Source organism: Cupriavidus sp. 05N38 (genome assembly GCF_056397345.1).
In genome coordinates this window covers 60,829-78,208 of the sequence record NZ_JBFTNF010000030.1, presented here as the reverse complement: position 1 = coordinate 78,208, position 17,380 = coordinate 60,829, and the positions used below count along the sequence as shown (strand labels likewise).

Genomic DNA, 17,380 nt, shown 5'->3' with positions numbered 1-17,380 from the left:
ATACACCTGCCTGCCGCGCCGCCCACACTGGCTGCCTTTCACGAAAGGACCAGCATGGATTTCCTCGTCGCAGCGGGCTTCGGCCAATTCGCCCTGGTGGCGGGCGCGCACTTCCTCGCGCTGCTCAGCCCGGGGCCCGATTTCTTCCTGGTGGTGCGCAGCTCGCTGGTGCACGGCGTGGCCCGTGCCAGCGCCGTCTGCCTCGGCATCGCGCTGGGCAACGGCCTGTTCATCGCGCTGGCGATGGCCGGGCTGGCGGCCACGCGCGCGAGCCACGGGCTGTTCATGCTGCTGCAGTGGGGCGGCTGCCTGTACCTGGCGTGGCTCGGCTGGCGGCTGCTGCGCTCGGGCGGCGAGACCTCGCTGGCGCAGGCCGGCGGGTCGCCGCCGCCGGGCGACTACGCGGCGCAGTTCGCCACCGGCTTCCTGTCGGCCGCGCTCAACCCGAAGAACGGGCTGTTCTACGCCAGCCTGTTTTCCATGCTGGCCGGCAGCCGCACGCCGATCGTGGCGCAGTTCGGCTACGGCCTGTGGATGTTTGCCGTGGTCTTCGGCTGGGACCTGCTGGTGGCCTGGGGGGTACGGCTGCCGCCGGTGCGCGCGCGCTTCGCGCGTTCGGTGCGCGGCGTGGAGCGGGTGACGGGGCTGGTGCTGTGGGGCATCGCGCTGCTGGTGGCCCTGCATGCCTTGCGGGCTGGGGCCTGAGCCTTCGCAAACGCCGGGCGCAGGTGCTCGTGCCCGTACTGCCAGTTTTCAGGTCAACTGTACCGGTACTGTACTGAGTCATCTGGCTAGACTGGCTTGCATCGTTGTCCCAGATGGAGTCAGTCATGGTCGTGCCCCCGTTCGCCGCCGGATCCGGCGTGTTTGCCGCTTTCGCCTTGTTCGCGCTGGTCTCGTCGATCACGCCCGGTCCCAACAACACCATGGTGCTGGCTTCGGGCGTGAACTTCGGCTTTGCCCGCACCGTGCCGCACATCCTCGGCATCAGCGCCGGTTTCGCGCTGATGGTGGCCGTGGTGGGGCTCGGGCTGGGTTCGCTGTTCGCCGCCTTGCCCTGGACCTGGACCGTGCTGCGCGTGGTGGCAGCCCTCTATCTGGCGTGGCTGGCCTGGAAGCTGGCTACCTCGGGCGGGCTGCAGGAGCGCCAGGTGGCGCGGCCGATGGGCTTCCTGCAGGCCGCGGCGTTCCAGTGGGTCAACCCGAAGGCGTGGGTGATGGCGGTGGGCGCGTGCAGCACTTATGTGCTGGACGGCAATGTGTGGCTCAACGTGCTGTTGCTGGCCGGGATGTTTGCCGTGATCAACCTGCCCAGCGTGGCAATGTGGGCGGTGTTCGGCTCGGCCATGCGGCGCTGGCTGGCGCAGCCGCGTGTGCTGCGCCTGTTCAACGTGGCGATGGCGCTGCTGCTGCTGGCCTCGCTGTGGCCGATCCTCAGCGCAAGGCCCTGATGGCGGGCAGGTTGCGCCAGTAGCCGTGGGCGTCCATGCCGCAGCCGAAGACATAGCGCTCCGGCACGGTGAAGCCGCAGAAATCGGGGTGCATGGGCTTGGCCTTCTGCAGCGCCTTCTCGCACAGCACCGCCGCGTAGACGTTGGTGGCGCCCATGTCCATGATGCGCTGGCGGATCGCCGCCATGGTCTCGCCTTCGTCGAGGATGTCGTCCAGCACCAGCACGGTGCGGCCCTTGACGGACTCGCGCGGCGCCACGCGCCATTGCATCTCGCCGCCCACCGTCTTGTTGTTGTAGCGCGAGAGGTGGATGTAGTCGAACTCCAGCGGGAACGCCAGCTTGGGCAGCAGCATGCCGGTGAAGACCACGGCGCCGCCCATCACCGACAGCACCAGCGGAAAGGTGTCGCCCATCTTTTCCGTGATCTCGGCCGCCATGCGGTCCAGCGACTCATGCACGGCTTGCGCGCTGACGATTTCCTCGGAGTTGGCCCACAGTTCGCGGGCCTGTTCGGCGCTCATCATGATGTCGATCCTGTCTCTGACTGTCTTGTAGGTAGCTACCGGTGGCCGCTCAGCGGTTGAAGAGGCCCTTCATGCCGCCCTTCATGCCGCCCATCGAGCGCATCATCTTCATCATGCCGCCGCCCTTGAGCTTCTTCATCATGCCTTGCATCTGGTCGAACTGGTTGAGCAGGCGGTTGACTTCCTGCACCGGCACGCCGGCGCCGGTGGCGATGCGGCGCTTGCGGCTGGCCTTGATCAGATCCGGCTTGGCGCGCTCGGCGGCGGTCATGCTGTTGATGATGCCCTCCATGCGGCGCACCTGCTTTTCCGCCACGTCCATGTTGGCGCCCTGGGCCTGCTGGGCGAACTGGGCCGGCAGCTTGTCCACCAGGCTGCCCAGGCCGCCCATCTTGCGCATCTGGCCGATCTGGGCCTTGAAGTCTTCCAGGTCGAAGTCGCCGGTCTTCTTGATCTTCTTGGCCAGCTTTTCGGCGGCTTCCATGTCCACGCCGCGCTGGGCTTCCTCGACCAGCGCGAGGATGTCGCCCATGCCCAGGATGCGCTGGGCCATGCGATCGGGGTAGAAGGGCTCGAGCCCGTCGAGCTTTTCGCCGACGCCGACGAACTTGATCGGCCGGCCGGTGATATGGCGCACCGACAGCGCGGCGCCGCCGCGTGCATCGCCGTCCAGCTTGGTGAGCACCACGCCGGTGAGCGGCAGCGCGTCATGGAAGGCGCGCGCGGTGTTGACCGCGTCCTGGCCCAGCATGGCGTCGACCACGAAGAGCGTTTCGGCGGGCTTGAGCTCGGCGTGCAGCGCGGTGATTTCCTGCATCATCACCTCGTCGATGCCGAGGCGCCCGGCGGTGTCGACGATCAGCACGTCATGGTAGTGCTTGCGGGCCCAGTCGACCGCGGCGCGGGCGATGTCCACCGGCTTCTGGTCGGGCTGGGAAGGGAAGAAGTCGGCGCCGACCTGCTCCGAGACGGTCTTGAGCTGGGCGATGGCGGCGGGGCGGTACACGTCGCACGATACCGTCAGGACCTTCTTCTTCTTGTTTTCCTTGAGCCATTTGGCCAGCTTGCCCACGGTGGTGGTCTTGCCCGCACCCTGCAGGCCGGCCATCAGGATGATCGCGGGCGGCTGCACGGCCAGGTTGAGCTCGCCGCTCTTGTCGCCGGCCGAGAGGCTTTCCACGCCGCCGATGACCGCGGTCAGCTCGCGCTGCACCACGCCCACCAGCGCCTGGCCGGGGGTGAGGCTGGAAACCACGTCCTCGCCCAGCGCCTTTTCCTTCACGCGGGCGATGAATTCGCGCACCACCGGCAGGGCGACGTCGGCCTCCAGCATGGCCAGGCGCACTTCGCGCAGCATTTCGGCGGTATTGGCTTCGGTCAGGCGAGCCTCGCCGCGCATGGTCTTGACGACCCGCGCCAGGCGTTGAGTGAGATTGTCCAGCATGGCAGAAGTCCGGGGGATAGGCTTTATCGAGGCTTGAGGCTGGCGTCGGGCCCGGCTCAAGCGGGGCGCCACCGGGGCGGGGCGCTAAGGTAAACTGTGCAAATGGCCATTGTACTGTATGCCTTGACGGCACTTCTCTATTGCGGCCTGGCCTTTCATGGCTGGGCGACGCGCAACCCGCAGCTATCGGCTGCCGGCGCCGCCAGCGGCGCCCTGGGGGGCGCGGCAGCTACCGTGCTGCTGCAAGGCGCAGGCGGGGGGCGCGCCGAGGCGCGCCCGGCCTGGTGGCACGCGCTGATGCTGGCCGCGCTGGCCAGCCACGGGCTGCTGCTGCACGAGACCATCTTCCCGGCCGACCGCATGATGTTCGGCTTTGCCTTCGCGCTCTCGGCCATGCTGTGGCTGGGCGTGGGCATCTACTGGATAGAGAGCTTCTTCTTTTCGCTGGCCGGGCTCGGGCTGATCGTGTTCCCGGTGGCGATGCTGGCCAGCCTGATCCCGCTGGCCTTTCCCGGCGCGCAGATCCTGGGCTACGCGGCGGCGCCGCTGTTCAAGCTGCATTTCGTCATTGCCAACGTGGCCTACGGGCTGTTCACGCTTGCCGCCTTCCACGCCTTCCTGATGCTGCTGGCCGAGCGCCGGCTGCACGGCTTCAACCGCGCACCCCATGGCAGGCAGTCCGGGCAGGGTGGGCAGGGCGAGGATTCGGCGCAATGGATGGGGCGCTGGCTGGACCTGCTGCCGCCGCTGCTGACGCTGGAGAAACTGCTGTTCCGGCTGATCGGCGCCGGCTTCGTGTTGCTGACGCTGACCATCCTGTCGGGCCTGCTGTTCTCCGAGCAACTGTTCGGGCGCGCCTTCCGGCTGGACCACAAGACCGTGTTCGCACTGTTGTCCTGGGTGATGTTCGCCGGCATCCTGGCCGGACGCACCTTCTACGGCTGGCGCGGACGCACGGCCCTGCGCTGGGTGATCGCGTCCTTCGGCATCCTGCTGCTGGCCTACGTGGGCAGCCGCTTCGTCATCGAAGTCATCCTGCACCGACTCTGAACCCGGCATGGCACGCATCCTTCTAGTCCTGGCCGTGCTGCTGGGCTTCTTCTGGTGGTTGCGCCAGCGCGCGGAACGGCGCCAGGCCGGGCAAGACACCGTGCGGCCGCGCCAGCCCGCGGCGCCGCAGGAGGCCATGGTGCAATGCGCGTACTGCGCCGTGCACCTGCCGCGCGGCGAAGCCATCGCCTACCGCGGCCTGCATTATTGCCGGCGTGCCCACCTGCCGGCCGACAGCGACGCGGACAATCCCGCCGCATGAAGAGACCCGCCGCGCTCTCGTCCACGCCCACGTCCTCGCCAGGGCCCGGCCTCAAGGCCTGGCACATCGTCGCCGCCATGTGGCAGCGACCGGAACCGCCGGAATTCCACTGGCGACTGCTGCGCTATTTCTCCTGGACCCGGCTGGCGGTGGCCCTGCTCCTGCTCGGCTACGCCTGGCTGCCGTCCCAGCGCGCCGAGAGCGAGCGGCTGGCCGTGGCGGTGGGCCACGGCCTGGCGTCGCTGCCGCTGGCCGTGCCCTATGCCGTGATGGCGCTTGCCATGGCCGCCGCCGCCCTGTGGTGGCGCCGCGGCTTTCACCTGCGCGTGCATGCGCAGGTGCTGGCCGACCTTGTCCTGCTGGGCCTGATCTTCCTTGCCCAGGGCTATCGCGGCGAGGGCATGGCGATGATCTTCCTGCTGCCGGCGCTGCAGGCGGGCGCGCTCACCAGCCTGCTGTTCGCGCTGTCGGTCGCGGCGGCCTCGGCGCTGGTGGTGATGAGCGCCCCGTTCGCGCAGACCTTGCTGCTGCACCAGGCCGATGCGGGCCTGCTGGGCTCGGGGCTGTACGGCCTGGTGTTCATGATCGCGGCGTCGCTGATGTACCTGCTGGCCAACCGCCAGCTTGCGCAGGAACACCTGGCGCTGGCGCGCGAGCAGGAGCTGCGCCTGCAGCAACTGGTCAACCGGCTGATGGTCAACGACATGCAGGACGGCGTGATGCTGCTGCGCGCCAACGGCGCCGTGGTGGCCGCCAACCCGGCCGCGGTGGTGCTGCTCGGCGTGCAGCCGGCCGAGCGCGGCAAGCCTTCGGCCACGCCCGGCACCGGGCGCGACGCGCTGTTCGACGTGCGCCAGATCCCGCGCCTGCAGCCGCTTATGGAGATGCTGCGCGACTGGGTGCGCAGCAAGGATGATGCGCCACGCATCCTGCAGTTGCTGCCGCTGCCGTCGCGGCCCTCGTCGGCCCGCGGCCCGATCCTGCATACGCGCCTGCGGCTGCGCTTCCTGCTGCCGGGGCTGGCCAGCCTGCGCTCGACCTTCGCTTCGTCGCTGTCGGTCTCGCTGAGCGCGCAGCAGGCCATGAACACGGCCACCTGGAACGAGCTCACGCCTGAGGCGGCGGCGCGGCTGCGCCTGGCCATCGCGCAGAGCGAGGCCATGGCCTGGCGGCCCGAGGACGAAGCGCTGCTGCGCAGCGAGATGCGCGACACCGTGCTGGTCCATATCGAAAGCTGGGAGCGCATCGCCGAGCAGGTACAGCAGGAGAAGCTGGCCGCCATGGGCCGGCTGGTGGCCAGCGTCGCGCACCAGATCCGCAATCCGCTGGCCGCCATCAGCCAGGCCAGCGAGCTGCTTGCCGAGACCAGCCGCGGGCGCCCCGAAGGCGATGTCGACGCGCGCCTGCTGCGCATCATCCATGACAATGTGCAGCGGCTCGACCAGGTGGTGTCGGACGTGCTGCAGATGTCGCGCCGGCCGCGCACCGAACGCACCGCGGTGGACCTGAACCAGGCGCTGCCGGAGATCGTTGGCCGCTGGCGGCTGGAAATGCGCGCCCGCTCGACCAGCCATGACCCGGTCGGCGCGCGCCGCACGCCGCGCCCGGCCGAGATCAACGCCAACGCGGTGCGGGTCACGGTGGACGTGGCACGCCCGGTCATCTTCGATCCTTCGCAACTGCAGCAGGTGCTGGGCAACCTGCTCGACAATGCCTGGCGCTATTGCAGCCGCCTGCCCGGCGCGATCCGCCTGCTGGCCCACGCGCTGGACCAGCACCATGCCGAGCTGATCGTCTGGAATGACGGCGTCGAAGTGTCGCGCGAACACCAGCGCACGCTGTTCGAGCCGTTCTTCACCAGCAACGCGCAGGGCACCGGCCTAGGCCTGTTCATGGCACGCGAGCTGTGCGGCGCCAATGATGCCCAGGTGCGCTACGGCACCATCTCGCTCGACGCGCTGCTGGCGCAGACCGGCATGCTGGCCCCGGCGGCACGCGATACACTGCCGGCCAAGGCCTTTGTCCTGACCCTGCGCATCGATGCGCAGGACCAGGCGGGCGGCTGACTCGCCCCGGATCTGCCGATCCCGTTCCGCCAGACCGCACGACTACCACCAGACCCATGCCCGCCAAGACGCCAGGCTCCGATCCGATTCTCGTCATCGACGACGAGGCTGACCTGCGAGAGCTGCTCGATATCTCCATCCGCCGCATGGGCCACGACGTGGTCCTGGCGGGCTCCCTGGCCGAAGCGCGCGAGCAGCTCGCGGCGCGCCGCTACAGCCTGGTGCTGACCGACATGCGCCTGGGCGATGGCCTGGGCATCGACATCGTGCGCCAGCTGTCGAGCGCGCCAGAACGCGTGCCGGTGGCGGTGATCACCGCCTACGGCAGCGCCGACAACGCGGTGGAGGCACTCAAGGCGGGCGCCTTCGACTACATCGCCAAGCCGGTCTCGCTGGACCAGCTGCGCAGCCTGATCCTCAATGCGCTCGGCCGCCAGCAGCGCGACCACGCAGACGGCGGCGAGGGCGCCGCCGGGGCGGGCACGGCGGACCGCGCCTTCAACCTGCTGCCCGGCCATTCGCCGGCCATGCACGACGTGCGCCGCGCGCTGTCGCGGCTGGCGCGCAGCATGGCGCCGATCGTCATCAGCGGGGAATCCGGCAGCGGCAAGGAGCGCGCCGCGCGCGCCATCCACGCGATCAGCACGCGCGCCGCGCATCCCTTCGTGGCGGTGAACTGCGGCGCCATCCCCGAGACGCTGATGGAGTCGGAATTCTTCGGCCACGTGAAGGGCGCGTTCACCGGCGCCGACGCCGAGCGCGGCGGCTTCTTCCAGGCCGCCAACGGCGGCACGCTGCTGCTCGACGAAGTGGCGGACCTGCCGCTGGCCATGCAGGTCAAGCTGCTGCGCGTGCTGCAGGAGCGGCGCGTGCGCAAGATCGGCGCCAGCCGCGAGGAGAACGTGGATGTGCGCGTGCTGTGCGCCAGCCACAAGGACCTGGCCGCGATGGTCGCGGCCGGCCAGTTCCGCCAGGACCTGTTCTATCGCCTCAATGTGCTGGCGCTGCGCATGCCCACCCTGCGCGAGCGCCGCGAGGACCTGCCGGTACTGGCCGGCGCCATCCTGGAGCACCTGGCGGTGCGCTACGGCGACACCCACCCCAAGCGGCTGGCGGTGGCCGCGCAGCAGCGCCTGGCGGACTATCCCTTCCCGGGCAATGTGCGCGAACTGGAGAACCTGCTCGAGCGCGCGTACGCCTTTGCGGAGGGCGAGTCCATCGAGGTGGACGACCTCGGCGCGCTGGATGCCGGCGCGGCCGACGTCGCGCTGGTCGCGCCGCGCGGATACCAGTACCAGCCCGATCCACGCTACGCCGGACGCCACGATGCACCCGCGGCGCCGGCCGCGCCGGTCGATGCGGCGCCGGCGGGTGCCGTGCGCGAGGCCGCGGGCGAGGCTGGCCGCGTCACCTTCCCGATCGACCTGCCCGGCCGCCTGGAAGCGCTCGAGCGCGACCTGATCCTGCAGGCCTTGCAGCAGACCGGCTTCAACCGCACGGCAGCGGCGCCGCTGCTGGGCCTGAGCTTTCGCCAGCTGCGCTACCGCATCCAGCAGCTCGGCATCCGCGAAGGACGCGACGATGGTGCCGACGCGGGCGAGATGGCGGATGGCGTGGCCGGCGAAGGCCTGCGCGAGACCGCGCGCAGTGCCGTGGACGCCACCAGCGGAGTGCGCGATGCCTGAGCACGACATCGGCGGGCCGGCATCTGCGGCCACGCCCGGCAGCGCCGCCACTGACGCTGCTGCTGCTGCTGCTGCCTTCAGCCCCGACCCGTCGGGCTGGGTCCCGGCCGCGCGCCGCGTGCCGTCGCCCAATTTCGATGCCCGTCCCGCCGGCATGCCGGTGGACCTGGTGGTCATCCACAACATCAGCCTGCCGCCCGGGCAATTCGGCAGCGGCGATATCGAAGCGTTTTTCCAGAACCGGCTCGACCCGTCGCGCCATCCCTTCTTCGCCACTATCCATGAGGTGCGTGTTTCGGCGCATTTCCTGGTGACGCGCACAGGCGAACTGGTGCAGTTCGTGTCGTGCCGGGACCGGGCCTGGCATGCCGGTCAGTCGGCGTTCTTCGGCCGGACCCGCTGCAACGATTTTTCGATCGGCATCGAGATCGAAGGCAGCGACGACCAGCCGTTCACGTTGGCCCAGTACCACACCACCGCGGCGCTGGTGCGTGCGCTGCTCGTCGCCTATCCGGTGCGCGCGCTGGCCGGGCACAGCGATATCGCGCCCGGCCGCAAGACCGATCCGGGCCCGCATTTCGACTGGATTGGCTTCGCGGCCGCCGCCGGCCTGGCTCGGGCCATGTTGCCCTACCGCAAAGACGGGCCCTGAGGCAAGGGCCCGGCACGCGGTCTAGGGGGATCGAGCGATCTCGGGAAAACCCTGATAAAGTCCGGCCCCTATCGAAGCGGTCCGGGCAATCAAAAAAATTTCTTTTCATTGTGCGGTAACACACCGTCAGGCGGGATTCCTTACGTCTCTTGGGCTGGCGGGTTTGGCGCGGTGCCGCATGCCGTGGCCGTCACCGGCTTCGGCTCAAAAAGACGCTTGTCAAGACTGGTCAAGCCGCTTCGTTTCACTATACTTAGTCCAGTTTTTCGTATCGACCACTATATCTAGTGGTGCTTTCGGGGAGCCAGCCTAGGTGTGCAGTTACCGCCGCAGCGCTTTACAGCGTTTCACTGCGGCCCCGCCTAAGGACTGGCGCGTCACAAGAGTCCCAGCAGAATCCAGCAATGCAGCCCGCCCCCGGCCGTTCACGGCCCGGCGAATCTTTTCTGTCTTGCGCGTTTTGCTCGGGGCTCTTTGTCACTCATAAAACACGGGTCAGAACAGGAGTTCCTCATGCAGACAGCCCAGAACGAATTTTCCACCGGCGCCACCGCCGCCGGTGTGGCAGCGAACCCGCAGTCGAGCCCCGCTGCTGCCGGCGCTGGCGACTACCAGGACTACAAGATCATCCGACGCAACGGCGCCGTGGTGGCGTTCGAGCCGAGCAAGATCTCGGTGGCCGTGACCAAGGCCTTCCTGGCGGTCAACGGCGGGCAGGGCGCCGCTTCCGCGCGTGTGCGCGAAGTGGTCGAGCAAGTCACCCAGAATGTGGTGCGCGCGCTGCTGCGCAGCCGCCCCAGCGGCGGCACCTTCCATATCGAAGACGTGCAGGATCACGTGGAACTGGCGCTGATGCGCTCGGGCGAGCATGAGGTGGCCCGTTCCTACGTGCTGTACCGCGAGAAGCGCACCCAGGAACGCGCCCAGGCCAATGCCCAGGCGGTTGCCCGCGTGCAGGAAGGCGGCGTCACGTTCAACGTGACCGACGGCGGCGTGGCCCGCGTGCTGGACGTGAGCTCGCTGCATGCCCTGATCGACAATGCCTGCTCGGGCCTGGGCGACGCCGTCAGCGCCGAGCCGATCCTCAAGGAAACGCTGAAGAACCTGTACGACGGCGTGCCCATGACCCAGGTCTACGACTCGGCCATCCTGGCCGCGCGTACCCTGATCGAGAAGGACCCGGCCTACAGCCAGGTCACCGCGCGTATCCTGCTGCACACCATCCGCAAGGAAATCCTGGGCGCCGAAGTGACCCAGACCGAAATGGTGTCGCGCTACGCCGACTACTTCCCCAAGTTCATCGCGCGCGGCATCGAAGCCGAGCTGCTGGACGAGAAGCTGGCCACCTATGACCTGGCCCGCCTGGGCGCCGCGCTGGACGCCCAGCGCGACTTCCAGTTCAACTACCTCGGCCTGCAGACCCTGTACGACCGCTACTTCCTGCACATCGACGAAGCGCGCATCGAAATGCCGCAGGCTTTCTTCATGCGCGTGGCGATGGGCCTGGCGCTGGGCGAGAAGGACCGCGAAGCGCGCGCCATCGAGTTCTACCAGCTGCTGTCGTCGTTCGACTTCATGTCGTCCACGCCGACCCTGTTCAACTCTGGCACCCGCCGCTCGCAGCTGTCGTCGTGCTACCTGACCACCGTGTCGGACGACCTCGAGGGCATCTACGAAGCGCTCAAGGAAAACGCGCTGCTGTCCAAGTTCGCCGGCGGCCTGGGCAACGACTGGACCAATGTGCGCGCGCTCGGCTCGCACATCAAGGGCACCAACGGCAAGTCGCAAGGCGTGGTCCCGTTCCTGAAGGTCGTCAACGACACCGCGGTCGCGGTCAACCAGGGCGGCAAGCGCAAGGGCGCGGTGTGCGCCTACCTGGAGACGTGGCACCTGGACATCGAGGAATTCCTCGAGCTGCGCAAGAACACCGGCGACGACCGCCGCCGCACCCACGACATGAACACGGCGAACTGGATTCCCGACCTGTTCATGAAGCGCGTGATGGAAGCCGGCGAGTGGACGCTGTTCTCGCCCGCCACCTGCCCGGACCTGCACGACAAGGTCGGCCGCGCCTTCGAAGAAGCCTACCTGGGCTATGAAGCCAAGGCCGCCCGGGGCGAGCTGAAGCTGTTCAAGAAGATCCCCGCCATGCAGCTGTGGCGCAAGATGCTGGGCATGCTGTTCGAGACCGGCCATCCCTGGATCACCTTCAAGGATCCGTGCAACATCCGCAGCCCGCAGCAGCACGTGGGCGTGGTGCACAGCTCCAACCTGTGCACGGAAATCACGCTCAACACCAACGAGAGCGAGATCGCGGTATGCAACCTGGGTTCGGTGAACCTGGTCGCCCACCTGAAGCAACTGGCCGACGGCACCCAGGTGCTCGACCACGCCAAGCTCGAGAAGACCATCCGCACCGCCATGCGCATGCTCGACAACGTGATCGACATCAACTACTACGCGGTCGACAAGGCGAAGAACTCCAACCTGCGCCACCGCCCGGTCGGCATGGGCATCATGGGCTTCCAGGACTGCCTGCACCTGCTGCGCCTGCCGTACGCCAGCGACGCCGCCGTGCAGTTCGCCGACACCTCGATGGAAGCGGTGTGCTACTACGCCTACCGCGCCTCCAGCGAGCTGGCCGAGGAACGCGGCCGCTATAGCACGTACGAAGGCTCGCTGTGGGATCGCGGCATCCTGCCGCAGGACTCGCTCAAGCTGCTGGCCGAGGAACCATGGACTGGGACAGCCTGCGCGCGCGCATCAAGCAGCACGGCATGCGCAACTCGAACTGCATCGCGATCGCGCCCACGGCAACGATCTCGAACATCATCGGCGTGTCGGCCTGCATCGAACCGACCTTCCAGAACCTGTACGTCAAGTCCAACCTGTCGGGCGAGTTCACGGTGGTCAACGACTACCTGGTGCGCGACCTGAAGGCACGCGGCCTGTGGGACGAAGTGATGGTCGCCGACCTGAAGTATTTCGACGGCAAGCTGGCCCGCATCGACCGCATCCCGCAAGACCTGCGCGACATCTACGCCACCGCCTTCGAAGTCGAGCCGAGCTGGCTGGTGGAAGCCGCCAGCCGCCGCCAGAAGTGGATCGACCAGGCCCAGTCGCTGAACATCTACATGGCCGGCGCCTCGGGCAAGAAGCTGGACGACACCTACAAGCTGGCCTGGCTGCGCGGCCTGAAGACCACGTACTACCTGCGCACCATGGCAGCCACCCACGTGGAGAAATCCACCGTGTCGCGCGGCTCGCTCAACGCCGTGTCGTCGGGTAGCGACAGCGGTATCAGCGCCGCCGGCATCGACCAGGCCGCCGCCGCCGCCCCGGCCATGCCGGAAGCCGAAGGCGCGGTCTGCACGATGCGCCCGGGCGACGCCGGTTTCGACGAGTGCGAAGCCTGCCAATAAGCTGAAAGCCGCCCCCGTTAGCCCAGAGTGGGCCGCGGGTGCGGCCCACTGAAGAATTCCACGGAGAACCACATCATGCTGAGCTGGGACGACGACGTTCAAGCCACCCCGCAGGCCGCACCGCAGCCTGCTCCCCAACCCGCCCTGCCGGCCGGCCTCGCCGCCGACCAGCAAGGCGTGCTGCCGCCTGCCGCCACCCAGCCGGCCGGCTCGGGCATCCTTGGCAACCACCCGAACGCCGCCGCCGTGCAAAGCGACCGCCGCGTCAACGCTGCCGACAAGCGCGTGATCAACGGCTCGACCGACGTCAACCAGCTGGTGCCGTTCAAGTACAAATGGGCCTGGGAAAAGTACCTGGCCGGCTGCGCCAACCACTGGATGCCGCAGGAAATCAACATGTCGCGCGACATCGCGCTGTGGAAGGACCCGAACGGCCTGACCGAAGACGAGCGCCGCGTGATCAAGCGCAACCTCGGCTTCTTCGTCACCGCCGACTCGCTGGCCGCCAACAACATCGTGCTGGGCACCTACCGCCAGATCACCGCGCCGGAATGCCGCCAGTACCTGCTGCGCCAGGCCTTCGAGGAAGCGATCCACACGCACGCCTACCAGTACATCGTGGAGTCCCTCGGCCTCAATGAAGCCGAGATCTTCAACGCGTACCACGAGGTGAAGTCGATCCGCGACAAGGACGAGTTCCTGATCCCGTTCATCGACACGCTGACCGATCCGGCCTTCAAGACCGGCACGCCCGAGAACGACCAGAAGCTGCTCAAGTCGCTGATCGTGTTCGCCTGCATCATGGAAGGCCTGTTCTTCTACGTGGGCTTCACGCAGATCCTGGCCATGGGCCGCCAGAACAAGATGACCGGTGCCGCCGAGCAGTACCAGTACATCCTGCGCGACGAGTCCCTGCACTGCAATTTCGGCATCGACCTGATCAACCAGATCAAGCTCGAGAACCCGCACCTGTGGACCAACGAGTTCAAGGCCGAGATCACCGAGCTGTTCAAGAAGGCCGTGGACCTGGAATACCGCTACGCCGAGGACACCATGCCGCGCGGCGTGCTGGGTCTGAACGCGCCGATGTTCAAGGGCTACCTGCGCTTCATCTGCAACCGCCGCTGCCAGCAGATCGGCCTGGAGCAGCTGTTCCCGAACGAGGAAAACCCGTTCCCGTGGATGAGCGAGATGATCGACCTGAAGAAGGAACGCAACTTCTTCGAGACGCGCGTCATCGAGTACCAGACTGGCGGCGCGCTGTCGTGGGATTGAGTTGTTGTCGGCCGGCTGCCGGCGGTAGCGTAGCGATACGCCGAGCGGCACGAGGGCGCACTGGATAGCCGGTCTCGGGTCCGGACGCCAGGCTGACGCAGATGGGGGGTGGCAATCAACGGATTGCCACCCCCTGTTTTTTTGTCGCTTCGCCGGTCTGCGCGACGACTGACAAGGCGCAAAGGCGGCAGTCCTGGTGCCGCGGCGCGGCTCCCCATGCGGCCCGCCGGCTCAGGCGCCGATCTGCCGCAGCGCCTTCTCGATGGCCTCCGCGCTGTCCGGGCGTACCAGCCGCGCCACTTCCGCGCCGTCACGCATGAACACCAGCGTCGGCCACAGCTTGACGCGGAACGAGCGGCCCAGGGGCCTGCCGCTGCCGTCCTCGACCTTGAAGTGCTGCACGCCGGGGTGGCTGGCCAGCGCGCGGGCCAGGTGCGGCTGGGCGCGCAGGCAGTAGCCGCACCAGGGCGCGCCGAATTCGATCAGCGCCGCGCCCTTGATGGCGTCGATATCGGTTCGCGCGGGCTCGCGCGCGGCGTATTGCTCGGTCATCGTCATGCTGGAGTCTCCTGGTGCGTGGCGCATGCAGTGCGCATCGCGCCGCCGTCGCCGGCAGTCATTCTGGCATGAGGGCTGCGAAGCCGTGAAACGCATCCGGGAGCCGGCACAAGCTCACGCCTGCGATTGCCGGGGCAGCCCTGCGGGCGCGGAGGGCGGCGTGCCTTCGGCTGCTGCCTTGCCCCAGCGCACCGTCGCCAGCAGCGAGGCCGCCACGATGAGACCGCCGCCGATCCAGGCCGTGGCCGTGATCCGCTCTCCCAGCCAGATGGTGGCGAACACGGCGCCGAACGCGGGTTCGCTGCCCATCAGCAAGGCCACGCGCGTGGGGTTGCTGCGCTTGATGGCGTAGTTCTGCGCGAAGAAGGCGAACAGCGTGCAGGCGAGCACCAGGTAGAGCACGCTGGCCCAGAACGGGGCATGGCCGGCCAGCGAGGGCAGCGGCTGCCAATGCGCCGGCATCAGCACCAGTGCGGCCAAGGCGCTGCCGCCCGCCACCACGCCGGCCTGTACCGCGGTCACCGTCAGCGCCGGCAGCGGCGTGGCGCGCAGCACGCGCTTGGTTACGCAGACGATCACCGCGCGCAGCGCCGCGGCGGCCAGGATCAGCGCATCGCCGGGGTTGAAGGCAACGGCGCCGTCGCCGGCCAGCAGCCATGCGCCCGCCAGCGAGAGCGCCACCGCGGCCCATTCGATGCGCGCGGGCCGGCGCTTGAGCAGCAGCCATTCGGCCAGCGGCGTCAGCACCACGCACAAGCTGATGAGGAAGGCCGCGTTGGCCGCGTGCGTGAGCAGCACGCCGAAGGTCTCGCACAGGAAGATGCCGAGCAGCAGCACGCCGCTGCCGAGCACGCCGCGCAGCGTCGCGGCGTCAACGCGGCGCAGGGCGCCCAGCGCGGGCGAGAGGATCACGAAGGTGATGCCGAAGCGCAGCGCCAGCAGTCCCAGCACCGGATAGAAGAGCAGGGCGCCCTTGACGACGCCGTAGCTGCTGCCCCAGACGACAGCGACCGCGAGCAGCATGAGGTCGGACAGTATCAACAGGCGCTTTGGGGTAGGCATGATGGGTTCGGAGGTCGCAAGGGCGCGCAAAGGCCGGGAGAAGCATTGTCTGGCTTTGCGGCGGCGATGATAATCATGGTTGCATGCACATCTTTTATGTCGTGGGTGCATCAATGCCGGCTGACTCGCCTGGCCGTCGCCTCCGGAGCCATCCCTATGAACCCGACCGATTTCCTCGCCTTGCTGCCCGACATGGCCGTGTTCGCGCGCGTGGTGGACGCGGGTAATTTCTCGCTCGCCGCGCGCCAGCTCGGCAGCACGCCGTCGACGGTGAGCCGCCAGATCAAGCGGCTGGAGGAGGCGCTGGCCACGCGCTTGCTCGAGCGCTCCACGCGCCGGGTGCGCGTGACGGAATCCGGTGCGCAGGTGTACCGCTACTGCCGCGACATGGTGGGCGCGGCAGCGGGTGCGGTCGACGCGGCGGGCCAGTTGTCCGGCCGGCCCCAGGGCAGGGTCAGCGTGAGCGCGCCGACCGCGTTCGCCAAGACGGTGATCCATCCGCTGGTGGCGGGCTTCCTGCGCGCCTACGGCGAGATCGACCTGCAGTTGATGTTCACCGACCACGAGGTCGATCCACTCGAGCACGACCTCGACCTGGTGATCCGGCTGACCGAGCGGCCGCCGCCCGGTCTGGCCGGGCGCCGTCTCGGCGCGGTGCGCTGGGTCTTGTGCGCGTCGCCGGCTTACCTGGGCGCGCGCGGCACGCCCGTGCATCCGCGCGAACTGGCCTTGCACGACTGCCTGTACCTGGGGGAGACCGCCGACGACAACCGCTGGCGCCTGCGGCGCGAGGCGGAGACCCATACGGTGGCGGTGCGGGGGCGCTACATTGCCAATCACGCTGGCGCGCGCCTGGAAGCGGCGCAGCAGGACCTGGGCATCGCCTCGCTGCCCGAGTTCACCGCCGCCGGCGCGCTGCGCGACGGCACGCTGGTGCGCGTGCTGGCCGACTGGGAGTTGCAGGCGCGCGCCTATGTCGGGCCGGTGTGGCTGCTCTATCCGCCCAATCGCTTCCTGCCGCCCAAGGTGCGTGTGCTGATCGACTACCTCGCCGCGCATATCGGCGGGGCTGGCTGAGCGGCGGCGCAACGGCGTGGCGCGGTGCGGTGCGGTGCGGTTTTTCCCGCGCGCCGATCGGCGTGCGAGGAAAGTGAACGGCGCGAGCCTGTAGACTCATATTCCGTTTCGCCGTCTTGCTGTTTTGCAGTTTCGTTATTTGGCGCAGTTCTTCCCATCGTCCCCCGTTTTCAGGAGCCACAATCCATGTCGCAGCCCGAAATCACCCTGTACCACTCCCCCAACACGCGTTCCACCGGCGCGCTGATCCTGCTCGAGGAACTGGGCGTGCCATATCGCCTGCACCCGCTCAATATGAAGACGGGCGAGCAGCGCGAGCCGGCCTACCTGGCCATCAACCCGATGGGCAAGGTGCCGGCGATTCGCTACGGGGACGCGCTGGTGACCGAGCAGGCCGCCATCTTCATTTTCCTGGCCGACCTGTTCCCGCAGGCCAGGCTCGCCCCCGCGCTGACCGATCCGTTGCGTGGGCCGTACCTGCGCTGGCTGGCCTTCTACGGATCGAGCTTCGAGCCGGCGATCGTGGACCGCTCGCAGCAGCGCGAGACCCCGCGCGCGATGTGCCCTTACGGCGACTACGACACCGTCATCGGCACCCTGCTGGGGCAGCTCGAAAAGGGTCCTTACCTGCTGGGCGACACCTTCAGCGCGGCCGACGTGCTGTGGGGCACCGCGCTGGCCTGGATCACCCACTTCAAGCTGGTCGAGGCGACGCCGGCGGTGAAGGCGTATATCGAGCGCACCACCTCGCGGCCGGCGGTGGCGCGCGCCCGCGAGATCGATGCGAGGCTGGTGGCGCAGCAGGGCGCCTGACAGGCTGACAGCCCGGCACGCGCCGGCGCGCCGGCCC

General features: G+C 68.3%; 14 protein-coding genes and 1 pseudogene. 11 read left to right on the top strand and 4 right to left on the bottom strand.

Going from position 1 to position 17,380, the window contains the following annotated elements; translation table 11 throughout:
* The first annotated feature begins 54 nt into the window (after window positions 1–54).
* Both AC1DK4_RS21960 and AC1DK4_RS21955 read left to right on the top strand, forming a co-directional pair.
* Entirely contained in the window at window positions 55–705 is a 651-nt protein-coding gene (locus AC1DK4_RS21960) for a LysE family translocator (RefSeq protein ID WP_441617816.1), read from the top strand.
* A 125-nt stretch (window positions 706–830) separates the two neighbouring features.
* Window positions 831–1,451 (top strand): LysE family translocator, encoded by a 621-nt coding sequence (locus AC1DK4_RS21955; RefSeq protein ID WP_441617814.1) that lies wholly within the window; start codon window positions 831–833, stop codon window positions 1,449–1,451.
* On the opposite strand, the gene AC1DK4_RS21950 is transcribed toward AC1DK4_RS21955, so the two are convergent.
* Together AC1DK4_RS21950 and ffh are read right to left on the bottom strand one after the other, a co-directional pair.
* On the bottom strand, window positions 1,435–1,977 hold the full coding sequence (locus AC1DK4_RS21950; RefSeq protein WP_441617812.1) for a hypoxanthine-guanine phosphoribosyltransferase: 543 nt from the start codon (window positions 1,975–1,977) through the stop codon (window positions 1,435–1,437). The genes AC1DK4_RS21955 and AC1DK4_RS21950 overlap by 17 nt on opposite strands.
* A gap of 49 nt (window positions 1,978–2,026) precedes the next feature.
* Window positions 2,027–3,421 carry a signal recognition particle protein gene (gene ffh / locus AC1DK4_RS21945; RefSeq protein ID WP_441617810.1) on the bottom strand — a complete coding sequence of 465 codons (1,395 nt, stop codon included), beginning with the start codon at window positions 3,419–3,421 and terminating at the stop codon, window positions 2,027–2,029.
* Between the two features lie 102 nt (window positions 3,422–3,523).
* On the opposite strand from ffh, the gene AC1DK4_RS21940 reads away from it, so the two are divergent.
* From AC1DK4_RS21940 to AC1DK4_RS21910, 7 genes and pseudogenes are all read left to right on the top strand, one after another.
* A complete protein-coding gene (locus AC1DK4_RS21940; protein WP_441617808.1) occupies window positions 3,524–4,471 on the top strand; it encodes a cytochrome C assembly family protein in 948 nt (315 codons plus the stop codon).
* Between the two features lie 7 nt (window positions 4,472–4,478).
* Complete coding sequence (locus tag AC1DK4_RS21935; protein WP_441617806.1) at window positions 4,479–4,733, top strand: PP0621 family protein; 255 nt, start codon at window positions 4,479–4,481, stop codon at window positions 4,731–4,733.
* On the top strand, window positions 4,730–6,799 hold the full coding sequence (locus AC1DK4_RS21930) for a sensor histidine kinase (RefSeq protein ID WP_441617804.1): 2,070 nt from the start codon (window positions 4,730–4,732) through the stop codon (window positions 6,797–6,799). The genes AC1DK4_RS21935 and AC1DK4_RS21930 overlap by 4 nt, the downstream gene beginning before the upstream one ends.
* 56 nt (window positions 6,800–6,855) lie before the next feature.
* On the top strand, window positions 6,856–8,484 hold the full coding sequence (locus tag AC1DK4_RS21925; RefSeq protein ID WP_441617802.1) for a sigma-54-dependent transcriptional regulator: 1,629 nt from the start codon (window positions 6,856–6,858) through the stop codon (window positions 8,482–8,484).
* The gene (ampD, locus tag AC1DK4_RS21920; protein WP_441617800.1) at window positions 8,477–9,136 is read left to right on the top strand and encodes a 1,6-anhydro-N-acetylmuramyl-L-alanine amidase AmpD; all 660 of its coding nucleotides are present in this window, start codon (window positions 8,477–8,479) and stop codon (window positions 9,134–9,136) included. The genes AC1DK4_RS21925 and ampD overlap by 8 nt, the downstream gene beginning before the upstream one ends.
* A gap of 513 nt (window positions 9,137–9,649) precedes the next feature.
* Window positions 9,650–12,558 (top strand): annotated as a pseudogene (locus AC1DK4_RS21915) (ribonucleoside-diphosphate reductase subunit alpha).
* Window positions 12,559–12,633: 75 nt separating this feature from the next.
* Window positions 12,634–13,833, top strand: a complete 1,200-nt coding sequence (locus tag AC1DK4_RS21910) for a ribonucleotide-diphosphate reductase subunit beta (protein ID WP_441617796.1) — start codon at window positions 12,634–12,636, stop codon at window positions 13,831–13,833.
* Between the two features lie 231 nt (window positions 13,834–14,064).
* On the opposite strand, the gene AC1DK4_RS21905 is transcribed toward AC1DK4_RS21910, so the two are convergent.
* Window positions 14,065–14,391: a thioredoxin family protein gene (locus AC1DK4_RS21905; protein WP_441617794.1), complete on the bottom strand. Its 327-nt coding sequence runs from the start codon at window positions 14,389–14,391 to the stop codon at window positions 14,065–14,067.
* A gap of 114 nt (window positions 14,392–14,505) precedes the next feature.
* A complete protein-coding gene (locus AC1DK4_RS21900) occupies window positions 14,506–15,453 on the bottom strand; it encodes a DMT family transporter (RefSeq protein ID WP_441617792.1) in 948 nt (315 codons plus the stop codon).
* A 156-nt stretch (window positions 15,454–15,609) separates the two neighbouring features.
* Between AC1DK4_RS21900 and AC1DK4_RS21895 the strand changes: the two genes are divergently transcribed.
* Window positions 15,610–16,530, top strand: coding sequence for a LysR family transcriptional regulator (locus tag AC1DK4_RS21895; protein WP_441617790.1), 921 nt, complete (start codon window positions 15,610–15,612; stop codon window positions 16,528–16,530).
* Between the two features lie 186 nt (window positions 16,531–16,716).
* Window positions 16,717–17,343, top strand: a complete 627-nt coding sequence (locus AC1DK4_RS21890; RefSeq protein ID WP_441617788.1) for a glutathione S-transferase family protein — start codon at window positions 16,717–16,719, stop codon at window positions 17,341–17,343.
* The last annotated feature ends 37 nt before the right edge of the window (window positions 17,344–17,380 follow it).